The sequence below is a fragment of the Bordetella genomosp. 9 genome, from assembly GCF_002119725.1.
GTDB lineage: Bacteria > Pseudomonadota > Gammaproteobacteria > Burkholderiales > Burkholderiaceae_B > Bordetella_C.
Map to the genome: position 1 here is coordinate 4,426,064 of NZ_CP021109.1, position 23,649 is coordinate 4,449,712.

Annotated in this window: 18 protein-coding genes; 16 read left to right on the forward strand and 2 right to left on the reverse strand. The window is 67.6% G+C overall.

Going from position 1 to position 23,649, the window contains the following annotated elements; translation table 11 throughout:
- Window positions 1-9 precede the first annotated feature (9 nt).
- The 5 genes from CAL13_RS20345 to CAL13_RS20365 all read left to right on the forward strand — a co-directional run bounded on the left by CAL13_RS20345 (window position 10) and on the right by CAL13_RS20365 (window position 4,801).
- The gene (locus CAL13_RS20345; RefSeq protein WP_086073378.1) at window positions 10-714 is read left to right on the forward strand and encodes an ABC transporter ATP-binding protein; all 705 of its coding nucleotides are present in this window, start codon (window positions 10-12) and stop codon (window positions 712-714) included.
- Between the two features lie 75 nt (window positions 715-789).
- Complete coding sequence (locus CAL13_RS20350) at window positions 790-2,019, forward strand: amino acid ABC transporter substrate-binding protein (protein ID WP_086073379.1); 1,230 nt, start codon at window positions 790-792, stop codon at window positions 2,017-2,019.
- 55 nt (window positions 2,020-2,074) lie between these two features.
- Window positions 2,075-2,863, forward strand: coding sequence for an ABC transporter ATP-binding protein (locus CAL13_RS20355; protein ID WP_086059016.1), 789 nt, complete (start codon window positions 2,075-2,077; stop codon window positions 2,861-2,863).
- On the forward strand, window positions 2,856-3,803 hold the full coding sequence (locus tag CAL13_RS20360) for an HpcH/HpaI aldolase/citrate lyase family protein (RefSeq protein ID WP_157664906.1): 948 nt from the start codon (window positions 2,856-2,858) through the stop codon (window positions 3,801-3,803). Before CAL13_RS20355 ends, CAL13_RS20360 begins: the two co-directional genes overlap by 8 nt.
- Window positions 3,800-4,801, forward strand: coding sequence for an HpcH/HpaI aldolase/citrate lyase family protein (locus CAL13_RS20365; RefSeq protein ID WP_232462458.1), 1,002 nt, complete (start codon window positions 3,800-3,802; stop codon window positions 4,799-4,801). Before CAL13_RS20360 ends, CAL13_RS20365 begins: the two co-directional genes overlap by 4 nt.
- A 15-nt stretch (window positions 4,802-4,816) precedes the next feature.
- Here CAL13_RS20365 and CAL13_RS20370 read toward each other — a convergent pair whose 3' ends face one another.
- Window positions 4,817-10,018: an autotransporter outer membrane beta-barrel domain-containing protein gene (locus CAL13_RS20370; RefSeq protein WP_086073381.1), complete on the reverse strand. Its 5,202-nt coding sequence runs from the start codon at window positions 10,016-10,018 to the stop codon at window positions 4,817-4,819.
- A 615-nt stretch (window positions 10,019-10,633) separates the two neighbouring features.
- On the opposite strand from CAL13_RS20370, the gene CAL13_RS20375 reads away from it, so the two are divergent.
- From CAL13_RS20375 to CAL13_RS20425, 11 genes are all read left to right on the forward strand, one after another.
- Complete coding sequence (locus tag CAL13_RS20375) at window positions 10,634-11,767, forward strand: ABC transporter substrate-binding protein (protein WP_086073382.1); 1,134 nt, start codon at window positions 10,634-10,636, stop codon at window positions 11,765-11,767.
- A 14-nt stretch (window positions 11,768-11,781) separates the two neighbouring features.
- Complete coding sequence (locus tag CAL13_RS20380) at window positions 11,782-12,657, forward strand: branched-chain amino acid ABC transporter permease (protein ID WP_086059020.1); 876 nt, start codon at window positions 11,782-11,784, stop codon at window positions 12,655-12,657.
- Window positions 12,654-13,619, forward strand: a complete 966-nt coding sequence (locus tag CAL13_RS20385) for a branched-chain amino acid ABC transporter permease (RefSeq protein ID WP_232467715.1) — start codon at window positions 12,654-12,656, stop codon at window positions 13,617-13,619. Before CAL13_RS20380 ends, CAL13_RS20385 begins: the two co-directional genes overlap by 4 nt.
- On the forward strand, window positions 13,612-14,370 hold the full coding sequence (locus tag CAL13_RS20390; protein ID WP_086059639.1) for an ABC transporter ATP-binding protein: 759 nt from the start codon (window positions 13,612-13,614) through the stop codon (window positions 14,368-14,370). Before CAL13_RS20385 ends, CAL13_RS20390 begins: the two co-directional genes overlap by 8 nt.
- Complete coding sequence (locus CAL13_RS20395) at window positions 14,367-15,164, forward strand: ABC transporter ATP-binding protein (RefSeq protein ID WP_086073383.1); 798 nt, start codon at window positions 14,367-14,369, stop codon at window positions 15,162-15,164. Before CAL13_RS20390 ends, CAL13_RS20395 begins: the two co-directional genes overlap by 4 nt.
- Before the next feature lie 125 nt (window positions 15,165-15,289).
- Window positions 15,290-16,042: a maleate cis-trans isomerase family protein gene (locus CAL13_RS20400; RefSeq protein WP_086072475.1), complete on the forward strand. Its 753-nt coding sequence runs from the start codon at window positions 15,290-15,292 to the stop codon at window positions 16,040-16,042.
- A 3-nt stretch (window positions 16,043-16,045) separates the two neighbouring features.
- The gene (locus tag CAL13_RS20405) at window positions 16,046-16,867 is read left to right on the forward strand and encodes an alpha/beta fold hydrolase (RefSeq protein WP_086057533.1); all 822 of its coding nucleotides are present in this window, start codon (window positions 16,046-16,048) and stop codon (window positions 16,865-16,867) included.
- Window positions 16,858-17,901, forward strand: coding sequence for a 2,5-dihydroxypyridine 5,6-dioxygenase (locus CAL13_RS20410; RefSeq protein WP_086057532.1), 1,044 nt, complete (start codon window positions 16,858-16,860; stop codon window positions 17,899-17,901). The genes CAL13_RS20405 and CAL13_RS20410 overlap by 10 nt, the downstream gene beginning before the upstream one ends.
- A 20-nt stretch (window positions 17,902-17,921) precedes the next feature.
- The gene (locus tag CAL13_RS20415) at window positions 17,922-18,572 is read left to right on the forward strand and encodes an N-carbamoylsarcosine amidohydrolase (protein ID WP_086059024.1); all 651 of its coding nucleotides are present in this window, start codon (window positions 17,922-17,924) and stop codon (window positions 18,570-18,572) included.
- A gap of 35 nt (window positions 18,573-18,607) precedes the next feature.
- Window positions 18,608-19,828: an FAD-dependent monooxygenase gene (locus CAL13_RS20420; protein WP_086073384.1), complete on the forward strand. Its 1,221-nt coding sequence runs from the start codon at window positions 18,608-18,610 to the stop codon at window positions 19,826-19,828.
- A 119-nt stretch (window positions 19,829-19,947) separates the two neighbouring features.
- The gene (locus CAL13_RS20425) at window positions 19,948-20,670 is read left to right on the forward strand and encodes a TetR/AcrR family transcriptional regulator (protein WP_232467716.1); all 723 of its coding nucleotides are present in this window, start codon (window positions 19,948-19,950) and stop codon (window positions 20,668-20,670) included.
- A 33-nt stretch (window positions 20,671-20,703) separates the two neighbouring features.
- Here CAL13_RS20425 and CAL13_RS20430 read toward each other — a convergent pair whose 3' ends face one another.
- Window positions 20,704-23,637 (reverse strand): hypothetical protein, encoded by a 2,934-nt coding sequence (locus tag CAL13_RS20430; RefSeq protein WP_157664907.1) that lies wholly within the window; start codon window positions 23,635-23,637, stop codon window positions 20,704-20,706.
- Window positions 23,638-23,649 lie beyond the last annotated feature (12 nt).

Sequence of the window (23,649 nt, forward strand, 5' to 3'; positions counted from 1 at the left end):
AGGAACGACATGCAGGAAGACATACTCGTGGTCGAAAACGTGCGCAAAAGCTTCGGCGGACGGGTGGCGCTGGATGGCGCCAGTCTGCGCATCGCCAAGGGCTCCATCACAGGCGTGATCGGGCCGAACGGGTCCGGCAAGTCGACGCTCTTCAACATCGTGGCGGGCACCCTGCCGCCGGATGCGGGACGGGTGCTGTTCGACGGCCAGGACCTGGCGCACGCCTCGCCGGCCGATATCTGCCGCCGCGGCCTCGGCCGGACTTTCCAGATCTCGCGCCTGTTCGCCGAAATGACGGTGCTGGAAAACCTGGTGGTGGTCGCGCACGGGCTATCGGATGCGGACGCGGTGCAGCGCGCGCTCGAGCTGCTGGACTTCCTGGAAATCACGCCGCTGCGCGACAAGTGGGGCGCGGAACTGTCGTACGGGCAGCGCAAGCTGGTGGAAATCGCGCGGGCGCTGATGCTGGCGCCGCGGGTGATGCTGCTGGACGAGCCCTTCGCCGGCATCAATCCGCGGCTGCAGAACCGCATCGTCGACCATCTGCAGATTCTGCGAGCCCAGGGGCTGACCCTGTTTTTCATCGACCACGAGATGCGCATCGTGCTGGAAATCTGCGACGACCTGTATGTGCTGTCCGAAGGCCAGGTCATCGCGCACGGCGATGCCGCAGCCATCCGCGCCGACGAGCGCGTCAAGGAAGCGTACTTCTGATGCAACGCGGGCTCGGGGCCCGCCCATGGCCGCCAGGCTCGCACCGAAACGGCCTTACGAACGGAGGAGACGAGGATGGAAACGCAGCGGGATGACAACATGATCGACGCGCCACGACGGAAATGGATAACGCGCACCGGCGCCGCTCTGGCGGTCGCCGCGGCATGCGCGGCGGGGCTGGCGGGCCCGGCGGGCGCGGCCGACAAGCCGATACGCGTGGGCGTGGCGCTGTCGCAGTCGGGAAACCTGGCCGACAGCGCGAAGCACTATTGGGAAGGCGTGGCCTTGTGGCGCGACCAGGTCAATGCCCGCGGCGGGCTGCTGGGGCGTCAGGTGGAGCTGATCGTCTACGACGACCGCAGCGATCCCGCCACCGCGGCCCGTCTGTACGAAAAGCTGATCAGCGACGACAACGTCGACCTGCTTTTCGGGCCCTGGGGATCGGCGTCCGCCGCCACGGCCTCGGGCGTGGCCAACCGGCACAAGCGCATCTTCTTCAACTCCGGCGGCGCGTCCGAGCAAATCCAGGAGCGAGGCTACAAATACCTCTTCCAGACCGCGGCGCCCATCAGCGCCTACGTGGCCAGTATCGGGCCGCTGGCCGAGCAGCGCCAGTTGAAGTCCATTGCGTTCTTCGGGCGCGACTACCCCGCGGCGCGCGACATGGAGAAATCCATCAAGGCCATCGCCCAGCAGCGCGAGCTGAAAGTGACCGCGTCGGAGTTCTTTCCCGCGGGCACCACGGACTTTTCCTCGATGATTGCACAGGCGCGCCAGCAGCAGCCCGACATCTGGGTCTCGGTGGGCTATCCCAACGAGGCGATAGAGATGGTGCGGCAATTCAAGGCCTCCAACTATCTGCCCAAGGTCTTCATCCACAACGGCGTATCCATCGACGACTTCCTGAAGGCATCTGGCAAGGACGGCGAATACGCCTTCGGCATGTCGCTGTACGAGCCGTCGCTCAAGACGAAGGGCAATGCCGAGTTCGTGAAGGCCTACCGCGAACAGTACAAGAGCGACCCCGGTTACTACTCGGCATTCTCCTATGCCGGCGCCACGGTGATGGAAGCCGCGGTGAAGGCGGCCGGATCGCTGGACCAGGACAAGCTGCGCGACGTGTTGACCACGCTGGAAGTCGACACGGTGATGGGTCACCACAAGGTCGATCCGAAGACCGGCAAGCAGGTGGGCGTTACCGGCCTGCTGGTGCAGGTGCGCGACGGCAAGCGGGAAATCGTCATGCCCACCGACGTGAAGACAGCGGACGCGGTCATCCCGATGCCGCCATGGAACAAGCGCTGAGGCATGCGCGGGCCCCGCGTCGGCGCACACCGGCCACGCCCGCAGGGAGACAGGCATGAACGAAGAAACCGGGCCCTACCTGGAAATGCAGGGCGTGACCACCGGCTACGGCGACGTGCCGGTGGTGCGCAATGCCACCATGCGCTTCGCGCGCGGCGGCATCACGGCGGTGATAGGCTCGAACGGCGCCGGCAAGTCCACCGCCATCAAGGCGGCAGCCGGACTGTTGCGCGTCTGGAAAGGCAATGTCCGCATCGGCGGCGTGGACGTCACCCAGGAAGCGCCGCACAAGCGCCTGGGCAGGGGGCTGGCCTTCGTGCCGCAGGGCCGTATCGTGCTGCCCGAGATGACCGTGCGCGAGAACCTGGACATCGGCGCGTACATTCTGGGCAACGACCGCGCGCGGATCGAACGTGCGCTGGACCGCGTGGTCGCCACCTTTCCGGTGATCGGGCAACGGCTGCGCCAGCTCGCGGGCACCATGAGCGGCGGCGAGCAGCAGATGCTCGCCATCGGCCGCGCGCTGATGACGGACCCCACCGCCATCATCCTCGACGAACCGTCGCTGGGGCTGTCGCCGAAATTCGTCAACACGGTATTCGAGAAACTGAGCGAGCTGGCCGCGTCGGGACTGACCGTCATCATGGTGGAGCAAAAGGCTTCGCGCGCGCTCCAGATCGCCGACAGCGGATACGTCATGCACACCGGGCAGGTGGTCTATGCCGGGCCCGGGCGGGAACTGCTGGACAACCCCAACGTCCAGCGCCTGTTCCTGGGCGAAGTGCCCGAGGAAATCGACAGGCTGGTGGCGGCCGCGCACGACGAAGAGGCCGAGCATGCCTGAACCCCGCCTGCGCCGCACGCTGCTCATGACGCCTGGCAATCGAGAGGACCGACTGCGCAAGGCCGCGACGTATGCGGCCGACGCGCTGGTCTACGACCTGGAAGACGGCGTGCCGCCCGCCCAGAAAGCCCGCGCACGGGAATGCGTCGCGGCCGTGCTGGCCGAGCGCGCATCCAGCGGACCCGAGCGATGCGTGCGGATCAACCCGCTGCAATCCGGGCTCGGCGCGGAAGATCTGGCGGCCCTGCCGCTGGACCGCATCGACAGCATCATGGTGCCCAAGGTGGAGTCCGCGGACGCCTTGCGCGACATCGACGCATGGCTCGCGCGCTCCGGCGCGGACCGCGGCCGCCAGCGTCCCATCGAACTGATCGCATTGATCGAAACGCCTCGGGGCGTGCTGCGCGCGCTGGACATTGCCGACGCGACCCCGCGCACCAGCGCGCTGTTCTTCGGCTCTGGCGACTACACATCGGCCCTGGGAGCGGCGCTGGACGCGGCGACGCTGCAGTATCCGCGCTGCGTCATCGCCGCCGCCGCAGCGGCCGCCGGCATCCAGGCCATCGACGCGGCGTTCTTCCTGGACGTGAAGGACGCGCAGGCGGCGCGGCAGGACGCACTGACGGCCAAGGCCCTGGGTTACGCAGGCAAGGTCGTGTTCCACCCGAACCAGATCGCCGCGGTCAACGATGCGTTCTCGCCCACGGCCGACGAAATCGCGCGGGCGCGCCGCATCGTCCAGGCCTACGAAGACCAGGCGCGGCGCGGCCACGGCACCGGCGTCGCCGACGGCATGTTCGTGGCCATCGACCTGGTGCCGCCCGCGCGGCGGCTGCTTGCGATTGCCGAGATGCTGCACCTGGCGCCCTCCGCACCGGCGGCGGTTGCGCCATCCGACCGACCGGCCGCGCCGCGGCCATCCGACATGGACCTGTCATGAACGCGTCTACCGACACAATGCCGCCCGCCTCGCACCGTCCCGAACGGCTGCACCGGTCCGAACTGGCCGTGCCCGCCACCAACCCGCGCTTTTTCGCGAAGGCAGCGGCCAGCGCCGCCGACGTCGTCTTTTTGGATCTGGAAGACGCGGTGGCGCCGCATGCCAAGGACGAAGCCCGCGCGAACGCCGTGGCGGCGCTGAACGAGGTGGACTGGGGCGGCAAAACCATGGCGGTGCGGGTCAATGGCCTGGATACGCCATGGGCGCACCGGGACATCGTTGACGTTGCGCGTCTCGCGCCGCGACTGGATCTGATCCTGCTGCCCAAGGCGGGATCCGGCTTCGACGTGCGCTTCGTCGACCAGCTGCTCACGCTGATCGAACGCGAAACCGGCCGCCCCACGCAGATCGGCATCGAAGTCCTGATCGAAACCGCCATGGGCGTCGCCAATGCCGAGGCCATCGCCCAGGGTTCGCCGCGGCTGGAGGCAATGATCTTCGGCGTCGGCGATTACACCGTGGACATGCGGACCTACGACGATGTGTTCGGCCTGCCCAGCCCGCGTTATGCGGTGCTGACGGGCAACGCGCACGGCGGCGCGCGCGAGCGGCACTGGAACGATCAATGGCATTTCGCGATGGCCCGCATCGCCAACGCCTGCCGCGCATATGGGCTGCGCCCCGTCGATGGTCCGTATACGGACTTCCGCGACGCCGAAGGCTACCGGGCGTCGGCCCAGCGCGCGGCGGCGCTGGGGTTCGAGGGCAAGTGGGCAATCCATCCCAGCCAGATCGAACTGGCCAATGAAGCGTTTTCTCCCACCCCTGCCCAACGCGAATGGGCAGCCCGCATCGCGAAGCTTATCGAGGACACCAACCGGACAGGGCAAGGCGCCGTCGGCGATGACGGCGTGCTGGTCGATATGGCGCACCTGAAACAGGCGCGGCAGATCGCCCGCCGCCAGGCCCTGATCGAGCGCATGGCGGCGGGCGCCTGACCCTGGCCGCGAGCCTCACCAGCTGTAGCGGTACCCCACCTGACCGAACACGCCGCGACGCGACTCGCCGTCCAGCTCCTTCGCCAGCTTGACGGTGGCGTAGAGCTGCCCGCCCTTGCCCACGCTTTCGTTGATGCCGAAGCCGAGCTCGCCCCAGGTGCGGCCGAAATCGGAACGGAACGACGTGCCGCCCACCGTCACGGCGCGCGGCGGCACGAAGTCGTGCAGCACGTCCACGGTCAGGTACGGCGTACCGGCCGCCGCGCCATCCTCGCTGCGCAGGTTCGGCGCGAACAGGCGGAAACCCAAACGGCCCCGCACCGCGTTGCTGCTGTTGCCCGACACGCGCGAGACATCGTCGTCGAAGCTGTCCAGATGCAGATACTGGTACACCAGCTGGGCCTGCGGCTCGATGGCCAGCTTGGGCATCAGCATGAAGGGCTTGCCCACTTCCTGCGAAAGCGCGATGCCGAAGCCGTTCTGCGTACCCCCGCCGCCATACGTGTCGTCGTACTTGTTGCGGTAGTGGGTAACCTGCGCCACCGAATCCCAGTAGCTGCCGTCCTTCCAGTACTTGGTGTAGTACCCGCCCACGCTCTGCGCCTGTGTCGTGGCGTCGCCGGCATCGTCGCTCAGCGCCGCGTTCAGGTCGCGCTTGCTGTCCTTGAACTTGGCGCTGGTCACGCCCAGGCTGGCGGTCACGCCGGCGTGGGTACTGCCGCCTTCCTCTGATTGCGATAGCGTCCAGTCCTTGCCGAACTGCATGAAGAAGGTGTGCTGGTTGACCGAGAAGCGGCTGCCCGAATCCGCGTTCAGCCCGTCGCCGCCGATGCGGCCCCAGAAGCCGTTGCGGTTGCCTTTCTGGTTCTGTTCCGTGGCATACACGTCGCCCACGCGTTCGTGCAGGCGCCCCAGGTTGGCGAAGCCGTAGTCCAGATTGAGCGCGGGCGTCAGCGCGTAGCCGACCACGCCTGGCCGATAGGCCGGGGGCCCCGGCGGCGTGGGATCGCCCGGCGAGGTCGGCCCGCCCAGCGTGGAACGCAGATAGTAGTTGTCCGCGCTCGCGGCGCCTCCGCGGTACAGCAGGTACTCGTAGGCGCCGGCTTGCAGCGGCGCGCCCAGGCGGAAGGCGCCCGGCGCGGTCGTGCCGCCGGCCGTCGCCGTCACCACGTTGATGCCGTCCCCGGTGGTGCGCGCGCCTGTGCCGCCGGTGTTGCGGATGTCGAGCGTGGTCGTGCCGGTGGCCGCGCCGCCGCTCACGATGAGACGATCCGACGGCGCACCGTCGCCGGCCAGCCGCGTGTTCATCGCGATGACGCCGTTGGCCCCGGTATAGCTGGACGCCGTAATGGTCTTGTAGCTGGACGCCTGCGCGGGGTCGCCGCCCGGCGCGGCGAAGGCCACCATGCCCGCATTATCGAACGCCCCCACCTCGGAGCTCGCCGTGACGTTCCAGGTGCTGCTGGCGTCCACGCTTACGTTCAGCGGATCGATGCGGCCGGTTAGCGTGGTGCCATCGCGCAGGTTGACCGTGCCGCTGCTGCCGGCATCGGCGATCAGGTCCCCGTTCAGCGTCACGCCTTGGGCGTCCAGATTCACCACGCTGCCCTGCGTCAGGTTGAGCAGCGTGCCCGAGGCTGCGGTGACGGTGGTGCCCGCGCGCACCGTGATATTGGCCTTCGCACCGGTCACGTCGATGGCGTGACCGGCCTGCGCCGCCAGGGCGCCGCCGTTGACCGTAATGGTGGAGACATCGCCGCGGCCGGCGGAGTCCGTCACCGCGATGGCGGCCGTGCCGCCCTGCACGTCGGCGCCGTTCAGGGTCAGCGTTCCGCCCGCGTCGGTAAGCGCGGCCGCGCCCTGTGCGCTCGCCAGCCGGGATCCGTTGACGGTGGCCACGCCCGCCGGCCCTTGCACGTGCAGGGCCGTCGCGTCGGCGCCTTGCGTCGATATCTGGCCGCCCGTCAGGATGGCGGTTGCGCCGCTGTCCAGCATCACGCCGCGCGCCCCTTGACCCGTGGTGGCGATGGTCGCGTTCGAAAGCTGCAGCGTGCCCCGGCTGCCGATATGTACGCCCGTCGCCTCCGCGCCCGCCGTGCGGATCTGTCCGCCCTGCACGAGCACATCGGCGTTCGCGCCCGAGGAGCTGATGCCCACGGCCCCCGCGCCGGTGGTATTCACCATCGTGTCGGACAGCGCGATAACGCCTTCAGCCGCCCGGTTGTTTAGGGCCACGCCGCTGCCCTCCACCGAGACGGTGCCGGCCATGCCGACGACCGTGCCGCCTGTCGCGGTGGCGTCGATCAGGATGCCATCCGCGGCGCCCGCGGCCTGGATAAGCCCGCTGCCGGCGATCGTCACGGAGGCGTTCGCGCCGGTCAGGTGCACCGCCGCGCCGCCGTCATCCGAGCGGATGACGCCCTGGTTGACCAGCGTGGCGTTCGCCCCCTGCACGAGCGCGCCGTCGCCGTTGGCGACATGGATAGTGGCGTTGTTCCGCACCGTGCCTTCGGCCCCCACCACCACGCCCGTGGACCCGGCGCCGGAAAGCGAAACGGCGCTGTTGTTGACCAGCGTGCCGCGGTTGCGCGCCACGAAGCCCACGACGCCGGCGGTGTCCGACTGTATGGCCGCGTTGTTGGTCAGCGTCGTATCGAGCCGGTCGCCCGCCGCGGCGCCCGTCAGGTCGTGTCCCTGTCCATCTACTATGCCGGCCGTCGCGCCGGCCGCGCCCAGCGTGATGGTCGTGGCCGCATCGATGGTGCCTTGCGCGCCGCCTTCGTTGACGATGGCCGCCGCGCCGCCGGCGGAGCCCGCCGTCCCGGTCACGCGGAAGGTCGAGGAATCCGTGGACAGGGTCGTGCCCATCCCCGTCGCGACGACGCCCCGCGCATCGGCGCCCGATACCGATATGTCGAAGGGCCCGGCCACCGACATGCCCGTGAAGGCCGCGCCGTCCGCCACGCGGAACAGCGTCGAACGCTCCGTGTCGACGGCCATCGTGGTCGCCGCCACATGGATGGCCGAGCCCTTGCCGGAAGCATAGAACCCGATCTGATCCGTTCCCCCCTGGAACGTGGGCACCGAAGCGGCGGCGACATGAATCGTTCCGCCGTCCTGTGCGAACGCGCCGATGGCGCCCGTGCCGGCCAGGTTCACCGCCCCGCTGACCGTGGCGACGCCCTGCGCCCCATCCACCCACACGCCGAAATTGCGGGTGCCGCTGGCCGGGTCCGCGCTGCCGTTGACGTTGATCGTGCCCGTCGATTCGGCATTGGCCGCGGTGCCGGGATTCGCGTTGACCATGACGCCGACGCCGTTGATGCCGTTGACGTTGATCGTGCCGGCGTTGCGCACGATGGCGCCGGTGCCTGCCGCGCCATTGTCGTCGGCCAGCATGCCGATATTGGCCAGCGGCAGACCGCCGGCCGCGCCATTGATGTCGATCGTGCCATTGTTCTGCAGCAGCGACGAAATGGGCGCGGTGGAATACATCGCCACCGTGTTCTGCGCCTGCGAGCCGATGGTGATGCGCCCGTCGTTGATGGCCGTATCGCCCGTGTCCATGATGCGTATGCCGTACGTGGGCCCGCTGATGGAAACGTCGGTGGTGCTTTCGTTCAAGCCGTACTGCGCGGCGCGTCCCAGGTAGATCTGCCCATTCGCGCCATTCACGAAGCTGGCGCCTCCGCTGACGTCCACGCCGATGACCTTGGTGATGTAGCCGGGATTCACGCCGGCGTTGATGACGCCGTCGTTCCGCGCCGCGGCGCCGTTCGCGACACCCAGGCCGATCGTGGTGTAGCCCTTGTAATTGAAGCCCGCCGCATTGATGACGCCGCTGTTCTGCACGGTGGTTCCCGCGCCGGTCGCGATGACGCCGGAGCCTGTGTAGTAGAAGGTATCGGCGGTGGCGGTATCCAGTTTGTCGCCCGCCAGATAGCCGGCCGAAACCACGCCGTCCGCCGCATTGACGAAGCGCGCGCCGCTTTCCACGCGCGCCACCTGCTGGATGATGTTGCCCGACAGCGTGCCGTGATTGGTGACGGTCGCCCCGTCGGCCGCCTTCACCGCCCCGGACGCGCGCACGATATCGATCTGCCCGCCCGCGGCGATCGTGGCCGAGCCCCTCGCCCCGGCGGCAAGAATGGCGTAGCGGTCGCCGTTGGGCGTGCGCGTCAGGTCGCCGTCCGAGGTATTGGTCATGTAGGTGACCGGCGTGTCGACGGTGGAATAGGCCTTGGCGAAGGCCTCGTCATACGCCTGCTGCGACGCCAGGACGCCGCTTTTCAGGGCGTTCACGAGCACGTCGTTGTAGGCCGCAAGCTCCGCCGCATTGGTCACGGTGTAATCGACGCCATTGAAGTTCACCGTGCCGGCGTAGGTGGTGACGGGCACCAGCACCGTAAGGCGGCCCTGCGCGTCCGGCGTCGGCAGGCCCGGGTCTATCCCCATATCGATGGCGTTGCGCGACTGCCAGACGATGCGGCTGTCCGCGTTGCCGCTCCCGTCGGCCGAGGTCAGATAGGTCTGCTTGGACACCATCAGGATGGAATTGGATTGCGGCGCAGCGTGCGGCGTCGCGCCCAGGTTCACGTTCAGCGTGCCGCCGCTTTGGTCGACCCGGCCCAGCGACGCCCGGTAATACATATCGCCGTCCACGTCTTCGAACTGGTTCACGGGCGTGGCGGCGTTCGACTGGTCCACGAAGGCGCGGGAATCGTAGACGCGGAACACCGTATTCGTACCCGTGGCGGGATTGCGGGCGCTCACCGCGACGGTCTGCGCGCCGGTATCCAGGCCGCTGGTGTTGAAGGACCCCGAAATCACGCTGACCGTGTCGGCCGGCACGATGCTGTTGCCGTTGTACCCCGTACCGATCTGCGAGGTGCCGTGCAGGGTAACGGTGTCGCCGTTGTTGACCACGGCTTCCCCCACACCGCCATTGCTGCCCGGCGGGTTGTAGTCCGCGATGCTGCAGCGCCCCCCCGTCGGCGCGGCCTGTCGGTCCGTGCCGGATTGGCAGGTGGATGCCAACGCCCATGCCGGCAGGGATAAAACGCCAGCCAGCATCCAACCTGCACGGCGCGCGGCGGCATTGCGGCGCGCACGCGCAGCCGATGTCCGGGACGACTTGCCTCGTCCCCGGGCCAGTTCCGACGCGACGACATACTGCTGCCGCGCCGAGTTCCAAACGGTTTTATGAAACAGATTCATGTCCGGGCCTGCGTGAGCATCTGTGGAGGACGCCGCTTGGCGTAGTGCGCCAAAGCGGCTGCGACGGCCCATGATTCGTTCGAATCGCGTGGTGACCAATTGACGATTCGGACTACGGCGATCGGGCGTCGGCAACGCGGTTGAACGCGCTGTGCGCGGACGCCGATGTAGAAGCGGTTGAGTTCGGCATGAGCCTCGCCGGGAGGGTCGCCGTAAGCGCGAGGGACGACGCCGTGCGCACGCTCGACGCGCGGCCTAGACCGATTGCCGGCCGGCGTGCGCCCGCTCTAGGCGATGCGGCCGATCCCAATCCCGTTGCATCCGGGCCGCAATCGTTTCGCGCCTTCGTTCGGGCACGGCCCTCGCGCGCCACCTCCGGCCGGCGCCGCCCCGCCGCCCCGGCCGGCACGCCTGGCGGCCGGCAACTGTGCGGGAAAACCCCCGGTCGGAAACCCGGCTTTTCCCCTTCCAAATTTATTAATCAATCATTTAATATCTGTCGGCGCGAGCCATGGTTCGCGTGTCTTCAGCAAGATTCTCGAGTCGCCTTCCGGAGCACGCGCCGGCAGGCGAAGCCGGCAAGGGTGAAGTACGGCAACGGAACGGAGGGCTTCCATGCGTAGAGGTTTTGTGGGGTACGCCGCGCTCGCGGCGCTTGTCGCCGGACATGCCGCATATGCGGCCGACACGGTGAAGGTGGGACTGATCCAGCCCCTGACGGGGTCGGTCGCCTACAACGGCATTGCGGATGTGAACGGCGCCAAGCTTGCGGTCGCGCAGCGCAACGCCAAGGGGGGCGTCCTCGGCAAACAGGTGGAACTGATCGTCGAAGACGGCCAGTGCCAGCCCGCCAAGTCCGTCAACGCGGCGGAAAAGCTGATCCAGAAAGACCAGGTCCCCGTCATATCGGGCGCCTTCTGCAGCTCGGCCACCATCGCCGTCATGTCCGTGGCCGAGAAATACAAGGTCCCGCTGCTCAGCGGCGTTTCGTCCAAGACCGACCTGACGGAACGCGGCAACCAGTGGTTCTTCCGCTCCGCGGAAACCGACTCCCTGATGGCGCACGCCTTCGCCGAGATCCTGGTCAAGAACCTGAAGCTGAAAACCATCGCCTATATCGGCGTCAATGACGACTGGGGCCGCGGCGGGGTCGATGAGTTTTCCAGGCAGATCGAATCCATGGGCGGCAAGACCGTGCTGAAGGAGTACTTCGACCACGGCACCACGGACTTCTACACCCTGCTCACCCGCGTGCGCGCGGCCAAGCCCGACGGCATTTTCGTCGCCGCGGAAACGCAGGACGGCTCCATCGTCGTGAAGCAGATGAAGGAACTGGGCCTGACCAGCAAGGTGTTCGGCGTGGGCAGCTGGGCCACGGCGGACTTCGTCAAGCTGACCGGCGACGCCTCCGAAGGCATCCATGCCGCCGTTCCGTACGCGGCCACCATCGATACGCCGGCCAATCAGGCCTTCGTCGCCGACTACAAGGCCGCCTACAAGGAAGCCCCGGGCAAATACTCCGCCGCCGGCTACAACGCCCTGAACATCATCATGGACGCCATCGAGCGCGCCGGCGCGGCCGATCCCGCCAAGATCCGCGAGGCAATGCAGAAGACCGACTACAAGGGCCCGAACGGCCACTTCCGGTTCGACGCCAAGCACCAGGCCTACGGCTTCGATGCCGTGCTCGTGCAACTGAAGAACGGCACGCCGGAAATCGTTTCGCGCACCACCGTCCAGGAACCCTGAAGGGGAGGTTTCCCTTGTTCGACCTACTTCTGCAATTCCTGGTCAATGGCCTGGTCAACGGCACGTTCTACGCCTTGTCGGCGCTGGGACTGACGCTGGTGTTCGGCCTGATGCGCCTGGTGAACTTCGCCCACGGCGAGTTCTACATGATGGGCGGCCTGCTGGGCTGGGCCTTGACGACGTCGCTGCACCTGAACTTTTTCGCGGGTCTTGCGCTGGTGATCGTCGTGATGGGCGCGGTCGGCTGGGTCGTGGACCGTCTGCTGATCGAACGGGTGCGCGGGCAGGGAGAAGAGCCCGGCATTCTGCTGACCATCGGACTGTCCATTTTCCTGACCAATACCGCGCTGCTGCTGGTGGGCACCGCGCCGCAGAAGGTCGCGGCGCCGGTGGCCGGCACGCCCGTCTTTCTCGGCCCCGTCGTCATCACACAGGTACGCGTTTTTGCGGTGGCGGCCTGCGCGGTCGTCATCGTCGCGGCGCACCTGTTGATCCAGCGCACCCGGCTGGGCAAGGCGATGCGCGCCACGTTCCAGGACCCGATGGCGGCGCGGCTGGCCGGCATTCCGACGGCCAGGATCTACGCAGCCACCTTCGCCATGGGGACGGCACTGGCCGGCACCGCAGGGATGCTGCTGGGATCGATCTATGTGGCGCAGGCCAGCATCGGCGGCCTGGTGAGCCTGAAGGCGTTCGTGGTGGTCATTCTGGGCGGCATGGGCAGCTTTGCCGGCGCCATCGCAGGCGGGCTGATCCTGGGTGTGGCCGAGGCGCTGTGGGGCGGCTACCTGTCCACGGGCTCGGTGGATCTGGTCGGCTTCGCACTGGTGATCCTGATCCTGTTCTTCCGGCCTTACGGCTTGTTCCCCACCCGCGCGGAGCGTGCATGATGAATGGCGAACGCAACTTCCTGGCGGGTTTCGTCCTGCTGATGCTGGCCTTCGCGCTCGGCGTGAACAACGAATACCTGCTGCATATCGCCGTCCTGATCCTGCTGTACGCGATCCTGGCGACCAGCCTGAATCTGATCGTGGGCTACGTCGGCGAGTTCCCCCTGGGGCACGTGGCCTTCTTCGGCATCGGCGCCTATACGCTGGCGCTGGGCGCAACGAAACTGGGCCTGGCGCCTGGGCTGCTGTTGCCGCTGGCCGGCGTCGTGAGCGCGATCGCGGGGCTGGTGATCGGCGGCGTAACGTTGCGGCTGAAGGGGCCGTTCTTCGTGATCGTGACGCTGGCCTTCGCCGAGGTGTTGCGCCTGGTGGCGAACAACTGGATCGATCTGACCAACGGGCCGATGGGGATTTCCGGCGTGCCGCACCCCGCCTTCCTGGACGCAGCGGGCTGGCTGGCCGGCAAGCGGGGCTATGCCGTGCTCGGAGTGGCGCTGGCCGCGGTGACATTGTTCATCGCCTATCGGCTGGTGCATTCCAACGCCGGCCGCGCCGCCATCACGCTGCGGGAGAACCGCTACGTCGCCGTGTCGATCGGCATCGATCCGGTGCGCTACGCGCTGTTCGTCTTCACGGTGGCAGCGTTCCTGGCAGGGCTTGCCGGGGCCTACTACGCCGCCTACATCTCGTATGTCGGCCCGGAAGTCTTCGGTTTCCCGTTCACGGTATCGATGATCATCATGGTGCTGCTGGGCGGCAAGGGAACGCTGAGCGGGCCGCTCATCGGGGCCGTCGTGGTGACCCTGCTCGAAGAGTATCTGCGCGAGTTCAAGGAATTGCGCCTGTCGCTGTTCGGCCTGATCGTCATGGGCGTCGTGCTGTTCTCGCCCAACGGCATCATGGGATATGCCCGCCGCCTTGCGCCGCGCCGCGCGCCTGCCGCGGAGAAACGCCATGCTTGAAGTTCAAGGACTCTGCAAATCCTTCGGCGGCATCCATGCGGTGCGCGACATCGACTTCCGTGTCGAGCCGGGCCAGATCGTCAGCCTGATCGGACCCAACGGCGCGGGAAAGACCACCTGCTTCAACCTGGTCACCGGCTTCTACGCGCCCAGCGCGGGCCGCGTGCGCTACCAGGGCCGCGACGTTACCGGCACCCGGCCGCACGAGATGGCCCGCATGGGGGTGGTCCGCACCTTCCAGAAGACCAATGTGCTGAAGAACCTGACGGTGCGCGAGAACCTGAAGGCGGCGCAGTACCTGCATGCCCGCGCGCCGTTGTGGCGCACCTTCTGGCCCGGCCCGGCCCAGCGTGCCGCGGAACGGGAGATCGAGGAACGGGCCGGCCAGATCGCCGCGCTGATGAACCTGCAGGCGCGCTGCGACACGCCGGCGCACGCGCTGTCGTGCGGCGAATTGCGGCTGCTGGAAGTGGGCGTGGCGCTGGGCGCACGGCCGCGTCTGCTGATGCTGGACGAACCGGCCGCCGGTTTGAACAGCCACGAAGCCGTCGTGCTGGCGCGCCTGCTGAAGACGCTGCCGGGCGCGTGGGTGGAATCGATACTGCTGGTGGAGCACAACATGAATCTGGTCATGCATGTTTCCGACCACGTGGTGGTGATGAATTTCGGGCAGAAGCTGGCCGCCGGCGCCCCGCGCGACATTCAGAACGACCCCGCGGTACTGGAAGCCTATATCGGGAGGGCGGCATGAGCGCGCCGGGCCGCCCCAAGGGCGCATCCTCCCCCGGGGAGGAAGTCGCGCAGCGGCAGGAGAATACGCCGGTGAGCGGCGCCCCCCTGCTCTCGCTGTCCAACGTCCATGCCGGCTACGGCAAGCTCAAGGCGCTGCACGGCGTGTCGATGGAAATCGCGCAAGGCGAGGTCGTGGCGCTGATCGGCGCCAACGGCGCGGGCAAGTCCACGATCCTGCGCACGGTATCGGGCCTGATCGCGCCGATGGCCGGCGACGTGCGTTTCGACGGCCGTCCCATCGGCGGCATGCAGGCGCCGGACATCCTGGCGATGGGCCTGGCGCACTGTCCCGAGGAAAGGCACATCTGGCCCGAAATGACGGTGCAGGAGAACCTGGAACTGGGCGCCTACCTGTGCCGCTCGCGCGCCGAAGTGCAGCGGCGCGTCGGCATTGCCTTCCACCGTTTTCCGCGTCTGAAGGAGCGCCAGCGCCAGCTGGCGGGCACGTTGAGCGGCGGCGAGCAGCAGATGCTGGCGATCGCACGCGCGCTGATGTCCGAACCCCGGCTGCTGATGCTCGATGAACCCAGCCTCGGCCTGAGCCCCAAGATGGCGCTGGAGGTCTTCCAGGTCGTGCGCGAAATCAGCGCGCACGGTGTGACCGTGCTGGTGGTCGAACAGAACGTGCATAACGCCCTGTCCGTGGCCTCGCGCGCCTACGTCGTCGAGACCGGCCGCATCGCCGCGGAGAAGGAGTCGAACGCGCTGCTGGGCGACCCGGAGCTCTTGAACGCCTACCTGGGCGGGGGATAGCCCACCCCGAAGCGCCGACGCGCTTCCCCTTCAAGAGGGCAAGGCGCTCGGCATGCGTGTGGAAGGCGCGTCTGGTGCCGGTTCGAAGACGCGCTGAAGTGTGAATAACGATGAGTGGAGTTGCGATGCAGAAGACCTACCGTATCGGCCAGATCGTGCCGAGTTCGAACACCACGATGGAGACGGAGATTCCGGCGATGCTGCTGGCGCGCCAGCAGATCCGGCCCGAGCGCTTCACCTTCCATTCCAGCCGCATGCGCATGAAGAAGGTGGTGAAGGAAGAACTGGCGGCCATGGATGCGGAGTCGGATCGCTGTGCGGTGGAGCTGAGCGATGCGCGCGTGGACGTGCTGGGTTATGCCTGCCTGGTGGCGATCATGGCGATGGGGCCGGGCTATCACCGCCAGTCCGAAAGCCGTTTGCAGGCCCACACCGCCGCCAACGGCGCGGATGCGCCGGTCATCACCAGCGCCGGCGCGCTGATCGAAGGCCTGAAGGTGATCGGCGCGCGCCGCATCGCCGTGGTGGCGCCGTACATGAAGCCGCTCACCCAGCTGGTGATCGACTACATCGCCAGCGAGGGCTACGAGGTGGTGGACTCGCGCGCGCTGGAGATTCCCGACAACCTGGAGGTGGGCCGCCACGACCCGGCGCGCCTGCCCGGCATCGTCGCCGGCATGGACCTGTCCAAGGCCGACGCCATCGTGCTGTCGGCCTGCGTGCAGATGCCGTCGCTGCCGGTGGTCGCGCAGGTCGAAGCGATGACGGGCAAGCCGGTGATCACGGCGGCCATCGCGACCACCTACGCCATGTTGAAGGCCCTGGACCTGGATCGCATCGTGCCGGGCGCGGGGGCCTTGCTGTCGGGAGCCTACTGAGCCATGCAAAGCACATTCCTGTATGGCGCGCACGTGCACGCCAACGGCATCCGCCAGCACTATCTGCGCTACGGCGGCCAGCGCCCTGGCATGGATCCGGTGATCATCGTGCCGGGCATCACCAGCCCGGCGGTCACCTGGGGATTCGTGGGCGAGCGCTTCGGCCAGGTCTTCGACACCTACATTCTGGACGTGCGCGGTCGCGGCCTGTCGCAGGCGGGCGACGATCTTGACTACGGCCTGGACGCGCAGGCGGCCGACCTGAACGCTTTCGCGCAGGCGCTGGGGCTGACGCGCTACAGCGTGGTGGGCCACTCCATGGGCGGGCGGATCGCCATCCGCGCGGCCAGCGCGCATCCGCCGGGGCTGGCGCGCATCGTCGCCGTCGACCCGCCCGTCTCTGGGCCGGGACGGCGCGCGTATCCGGCGCAACTGCCCTGGTACGTCGATTCCATCGCCCAGGCCCGCCACGGCATGGGCGTGGAAGAAATGCGCAAGTTCTGCCCGACCTGGACCGAGGCCCAGCTGCGGCTGCGCGCGCAATGGCTGCACACCTGCGACGAGCGGGCCATCCGCCAGAGCTTCGAGGAATTCCATACGCAGGACATCCACGCGAATCTGCCCGCGGTGCAGGCGCCGCTGCTTTTGATGACCGCCGCGCGCGGCGACGTGGTCAAGGACGAGGACGTGGCGGAAATCCAGGCGCTCAAGCCCGGCACCGAGCACGTGCGCGTGCCCGACGCCGGGCACATGATCCCCTGGGACAACGAGGCCGGCTTCTACGCGGCCTTCGGCGATTTTCTGGGAGCTTCGACATGGCGATAAGCGACTTCGAAATGGTGCGTGCCTGGAAACAGGTGCTTGAACTTTCCCGCCTGCAGCGCGGCCAGACGGTGACGATCCTGACCAGCGCCGGCACACACCCGCAGACCTTGTCCACGGCCCTGATCGCCTGCCAGGACATGGGCGCAATCGTGAACCGGCTGGACCTGCCGCCGGTCAACGGCGAGAAATCCCTGAGCCGCGACGCGCTGGCCTACCTGGGCACCACGCCGCTGACCGGCAACCGCGCCGCCATCGCGGCGCTGAAGGCCAGCGACCTGGTGCTGGACCTGATGACTTTGCTGTTCTCGCCCGAGCAGCACGACATCCTGCAAAGCGGCACGAAGATCCTGCTGGCCGTGGAGCCGCCCGAAGTGCTCGCCCGCCTGGTGCCGACCGCGCAGGACAAGGCGCGCGTGACCGCGGCCGCCGCCCGCATCTCGGCCGCGCGCGAGATGCGCGTGACCTCCGCCGCCGGCACCGACCTGAGCTGCCCGCTGGGCGAATTCCCCGCCATCAGCGAGTACGGCTTCGTCGATGAGCCAGGCCGCTGGGACCACTGGCCCAGCGGCTTCGTGCTGACCTGGCCCAACGAAGGGGGGGCCAACGGCACCATCGTCATCGACCGCGGCGACATCCTGCTGCCGCAGAAGTCGTACGCGAACGACCGCATCACGCTGACGGTGGAAAACGGCTACGCCACGCGCATCGAAGGCGGCGTGGACGCCGAGCTGCTGCGCGAATACATGCGCAGCTTCAACGACCCGGAAGCGTATGCGATCTCGCATATCGGCTGGGGCCTGCAGCCGCGCGCGCACTGGACCACGCTGTCGCTCTACGACCGCGAAGCGAGCATCGGCATGGACGCGCGCGCCTACGAGGGCAACTTCCTGTTCTCGCTGGGGCCGAACAACGAGGCGGGCGGCGCGCGCACCACGGCCTGCCATATCGACATTCCGCTGCGGGCCTGCACCGTCAGCCTGGACGGCCAGGAAGTGGTCCGCCAGGGCAAGGTCATCGACGCAGCGCAACCCTAGCACCACGGAAAGCACACCCCATGACTCACCAGGAAGAAGCCGTCTACCGGCAGCAGGGCTTTGGCGCCGACATGGACCTGAGCGGTCCGGCGGGCCTGCTCATCGTCGATTTCGTCAACGGGTTCGCCGACCCCGCGCGCTTCGGCGGCGGCAATATCCCCGCGGCCATCGAAGCGACCATTGCGCTGCTGGCGCACGCGCGCGATCGCCGCTGGCCGGTGGCGCACACCCGTATCGTGTTCGCCGACGACGATGGCGACGCCAACGTGTTCACCCTGAAAGTGCCCGGCATGCTCACACTGAAAGAGCACGACCCGGCCAGCGCCGTGGTGGACGTGCTGGCCCCGCGCGCGGGCGAACTGGTGGTGCGCAAGACGCTGCCTTCGGCCTTCTTCGGCACCGGCCTGGCGCCGTGGCTGACGCAGCGCGGCGTGCGTACCCTCGTCGTGGCCGGGTGCACCACCAGCGGCTGCGTGCGCGCCAGCGTCGTGGACGCGATGTCGCACGGCTTCAAGCCCCTGGTGGCCAGCGACTGCGTGGGCGACCGCGCGATCGGCCCGCACGAGGCCAATCTTTTCGACATGCGGCAGAAGTATGCCGCGGTCATGACGCGCGACGAGGCGCTGCGGATTCTCGATTCCGCCCGCGCCGAGGGCGACGGCAATCGATAACAAACCCGGCGCCCGCGAGGCGTGAGGAGAAGAGCATGAGCAGAAAACAACGTGTGGGGATCATCGGCGGCGGTATCGGCGGCGTTGCGCTCGCCAACGCCCTGGCCCTGCGCGGCATTGAAGTGCGCCTGTTCGAACGCACGGCCGCCTTCGGCCAGGTGGGCGCGGGCATCCAAATGACGCCCAATGCCGTCAAGGTGCTGAAGGCCCTGGGACTGGGCGACGACCTGCGCGAGATCGGCTTCCTGCCCCAGGCCCTGGTGGGCCGCAACTGGAAGACGGCGCGCGAACAATTCCGCATGCCGCTGGTCACGGAATGCCCCCGCCTGTATGGCGCGGAGTTCTACCACGTGCATCGGGCCGACCTGCACCAGATCATGGTGCGGCGCATTCCTGAATCATCCGTATCGCTGTCCGCGGCGTGCGCGTCGGTGCGCAACGAAGGCGGCGCCGCTGTCGCCACGTTCGAAGACGGCAGCCAGTACGAAGCCGATGCGATCGTGGGTTGCGACGGCGTGCGGTCCATCGTCCGCCGCGATCTGTTCGGCGATGAAGCGCCCCGCTTCACCGGCAACATGTGCTATCGCGCCGTGGTGCCCTTCGATGCCATGCCGTCCTTCGTCAGTCCCGATTCTTCGTTCTGGATGGGACCGCACGGCCACGTGGTCACGTACTACGTCAGCCGCGGCAAGGCGGTCAATATCGTGGCCGTCAACGAAACGGCGGAATGGGTCGAGGAATCGTGGAACGCGCCGAGCAGCCGCGAGGAGCTGCTGGGCGCATTCCGCGGCTGGCATCCCAACCTGATGCGGCTGTTCGAACGCGCCGACACGGTTTTCAAATGGGGCCTGTTCGATCGCGATCCCATGACGACCTGGCACCAGGGCCGCATCGCGCTGCTGGGCGACGCCGCCCACCCGATGCTGCCCTTCCTGTCGCAGGGTGCGGCCATGGCCATCGAAGATAGCTGGGTGCTGGCCACCGCGCTCGATGCCCACGGCGCCGATGTCGCCGCGGCGTTGCGCGACTACGAAGCCGAGCGGCTGCCCCGCACCAGCCGCGTCCAGCTCGAATCGCGCGAACGCGGCCGCACCTATCACCTGCCTTCGCGCTGGGAACAGCTCAAGCGCGACGTCGGATACTGGTGGCGCGGCCTGTTCAATCCCCACGCCGGCGGCATCCGCGCGAACTGGGTCTACGAATACGACGCCACCGCCTTCCGCCCCTGCACCGAACCCCAGCGCCGCGCTGCTTGACGGGAAGGCCCATGCCGGAAGCGCGACCGTGCTTCCGGCATGGGTTCAATATGGGAAAATGCGCGGCGGCTGGCAATTGGGCAGCCGCTATGCAGCGACGGACGCAAGGACGAGAACGAGTGGAAGGCAGACGTACAGGAACGGCCCGCGGCCGGACCGCCGCGCCGAAGGCCGCCGGCGCGTCCGCCCACGCGCGCCCGGGACGGCCCGAGGGCGCGAACGGCAATCTGCGCGAAAAAATCCTGGATGCGGCGGAAAGCCGCTTCGCCGATCTGGGCTACGCAGGCACCACCCTGCGCGACGTCGCGGAAAAGGCCAAGGTCACGCAGGCGCTGATCAGTTATTACTTCGGCTCCAAGCACGGCCTCTACGAAGCCGTCTTCCTGCGGCGCGGGCGCAAGATCTCCGACGAGCGGATGGAGCGGCTGCAGGCATTGCAGGAAGGCAAGCGCCGCCCCGCCATCCGCGACATCGTGCGCGCCTTTCTGGAGCCGACGCTGGCGTTGCGCCGCACCGCGAAAGGCCGGGCATTCATCCGGCTGCAGGCGCGCCTGCATACCGAGCCGCCCGAGATCTCGTACAAGCTGCGCAACGAAGCCTACGATGCGTCCACGCGCGCGTATGTGGAGGCCATCGGCCGCGCCCGGCCGGACCTGAACGCGCGGGACGTCTACTGGCGCGTGACGCTTATGGTGGGCGCCTATATGTACGCGTTTTCGGACACCCACCGGCTGGAGGAACTGGCCAAGGGCGTCTGCAATCCCGAAGACCCCCAGGAAATCATGGACCAGATCACCGCCTTCGTGGTGGGCGGCCTGGAAGCGGCGGCGCCGCGCAGCTGAGCGCCGCCGCGGTTGCGCGGCGGGCTGTCTTCGCTACATACCGAGTTGCCGCATCAGCCACCGCATGGGGTTCGGGGCGGCGCGGCGAACCCCGCCCCGCGCCGCGTTCCGGTTGCCATTGGCGGCCGGCGCAGGCGCATCCGCGCGATGTCCCGCGTTGGCGGCACCGCCGGATGGCGCCGCCGTGGCCGGAACAGCCGCCGATGCCGCACCGGGCGCCAACATCAGCTCGGCCTTTTTATCGCCCAGGAATGCCGCAAGGTCGCGGTCCGCCAGGATCGAGTAAAAGGCAGCGGCTGCTGCAGGCTGGAGTGCCTGCAGGGCCAGCGCCAGTCCGGGCGTTCCCGCGCCGTCACGCGCAGCCAACAGGTCGGGCAGCGACGGCGCGATGTGCGGCAGGATCGCGGGATCCCTGAGCATTTCATGAAACGCCTTTATCGCCGCAACATGGCCATTGCGCAGCGCCAGCGCCAGCCCCGGCATGCCGTTCGTCCTGCGGGCCTCGACCAACCCCGGCAATGCGGGTGCGATATGCGGCAAAAATATCGGATCGGCCAGCATGGCATGCAATGCGTCGATCACGCCGGCATAGCCGTACTCCATGGAGAACGCAAGGCCGCACGTGCCGGAGTGCGGCACCCGGGCGGCCAGCAGATCGGGCAGCGCCTGCTCGATATGCGGAACCACGGCTGGATGCCTCAAGAGCGCATGGTATGCCCGGATGGCACTGACTTTGCCGCGTTCGATCGCCCCGAGCACGCCAGGCACGGCACGCTGTGCATCCTTGGCGGCCAGCAGCCGCGGCAGCGCTTCCTTGACATGCGGGGTGATGCGCGGGTCCGCCAGCAGCGCGGTGTAGGCCTCGATGGCCGCCACATTGCCTCGCATCAATGCACTGAGCAGCCCCGGGTACTTCAGGGTATCCGCTGCCTCGATCAGGCCGGGAAGGTCGCCGCTGATGCGGGCGGCAACGGCAGGCGCGGTCAATAACGCCTGCATAGCCTTGATGGCGGCCGCGCAATTGCCGCGCATGGCGGCGCCCAGGGCGGACCCGCCGCCAGACAGACTGGCCAGACTGGAAACCAGCGAGCGAACGGATAGACCATCGACCAGGCCCGGTTCGCACAACAGGCGGCCCCACGCGTCCACCGCGTCCGCGTGATTGGCGGCCATGGCGGCATGAAGGGGCGGCAGCTCCGTCGGCGTCGCGACCAGCAGGTCGAGAATCTCCGCCGGCTTCCACAGCGGCGGGCCGGACCCGGACGGACTGCCACCGCCGTCCGCATTCTTGAATGCCGGGGCCTGCCATGCACACCAGCGGTCTTCGCGATCGTTCAGCAGGGTGATGGCCGCCTCGATCGCGGGCACGTTGCCTTGCGTCATCCACCGGTACAGCCGGGTGTCGGGATGGCCATGGGCGAGCAGCGCCCAGGGATTGGGGCACCACGCGCGCGCCAGTACCAGGGCGGCGTCGCCCATCCCGATCACACGGTCCAGCACGCCATTTCTTTCTTCCGCCGGGAATCCGTTCAGCAAGTAGGACAAGTTGGACTGCAGGAACTGCCGTGCCTGTTGCTCGCCCAGCCGATCCAACAGCAGGACGACAGATCCCGCATCGACGAGCCAATGCTGGGGGACGTTGGCAAGATCGTCCACGCCGCTGCATCGTATCGCCTGCCGCAGCGCCGCCGCCGGGGGAGCCTCGCGTTCCCTTCCCGGCGCGCTGGACCACGCAAGAAGATCGGACACGGTGATCAGGTCCGAAGTCAGGCGCGGGCTCCACCCATGTTCATCGGACTCCATGCCGGTCAGCTGCGCCTGCCAAGCGGCCTCGCTGCCGTAGGTGAAGAGCGCGTGGCGATCGCCTCTATCGTCCAGCCACTCTCCCCGATTGACGGGGACATCGGCCAGCAATTGCTCGGTATGCATGCCCCTGAGGACCGCCCTGGCGATCAACGACGCGTCGGTACGAATGGCATAGCGGGGCGGCATATCATCATCCAGCGCGACGAAGGCGTGCAGTTCCAGCGTATCGCCGTCCAGGCCCAGCGCATCGCCCACCGCGTGGATCACGCCGGAGAACGCTTCCATCATTTCGGCGGTGCATTCCCCCGACGCAGGCTTGCCGTAGATCGCCAGCTCACTGGCAAACCTGTCGCGGCACTGCTCGGCGACAAGGCCGGCCAGGCGATCTGGCGTCAAGGCGGCCACGACCTTGTCCCGGCAGGCTGCCACGAACGCCGCATCCATTTTTCGGCCGGAGTCGTCAAGCTGTTTGAAGCCCATCGTATCGGCGATAAGGTTCCACAGGGCGTTTATGTCGTGGGACTCGTTATTCCTGTAACGCTCTTCACGGCCGAACCTTGCCGCCATTTCGCGTCGCAGGATCTGCCGCGCATGGTCTTCCTTGAGCTTCCACAACAGGCCTTTGAGCCCGCCGATCGATAAGGCAAGATCCCGGGCCGCCGATACCAGATTCGCCACCGACACCGGCGCGCACACCACCACGCCGTGCGACAGGTCCAGTATCCCGGCGATTCTTTTGTCCAGCGGAAACCGGTCGTCGCGCACCATCGCGCAGAAATTATCGAGCGATCTTTTCCCAGGCCCATCGATACGCGCGGCCTGGGTATGGAAATAGGCCTCTTCGAATCGATGGGCGAAGAACGTATCGAAGCGGCGGGAAACGGCCTCCACATCGAGCACGCCATGGTCACTACAGAAAAGCACCAGAAAGTCCAGGCTTTCCCGCACCTCTTGCCTGTACCGCTCGAAGTCCGGGCTTTGGCAGAACTCCGCATGGCTGCGATACCGGTCCGCCGAATAGCTGATGCTGGACGTCTTGCTTTCGATCTCCGCCAGGACGCGTTGGGCCGAATCCGGTTCGTAGAACTGAAAGAACGCCGGTCCGAATGCGCCGGGCGCGGGCGGCAAGCGGGGAACGGAAGGTGAGCTGGTGTGAAACATGAGTGGGGAGTC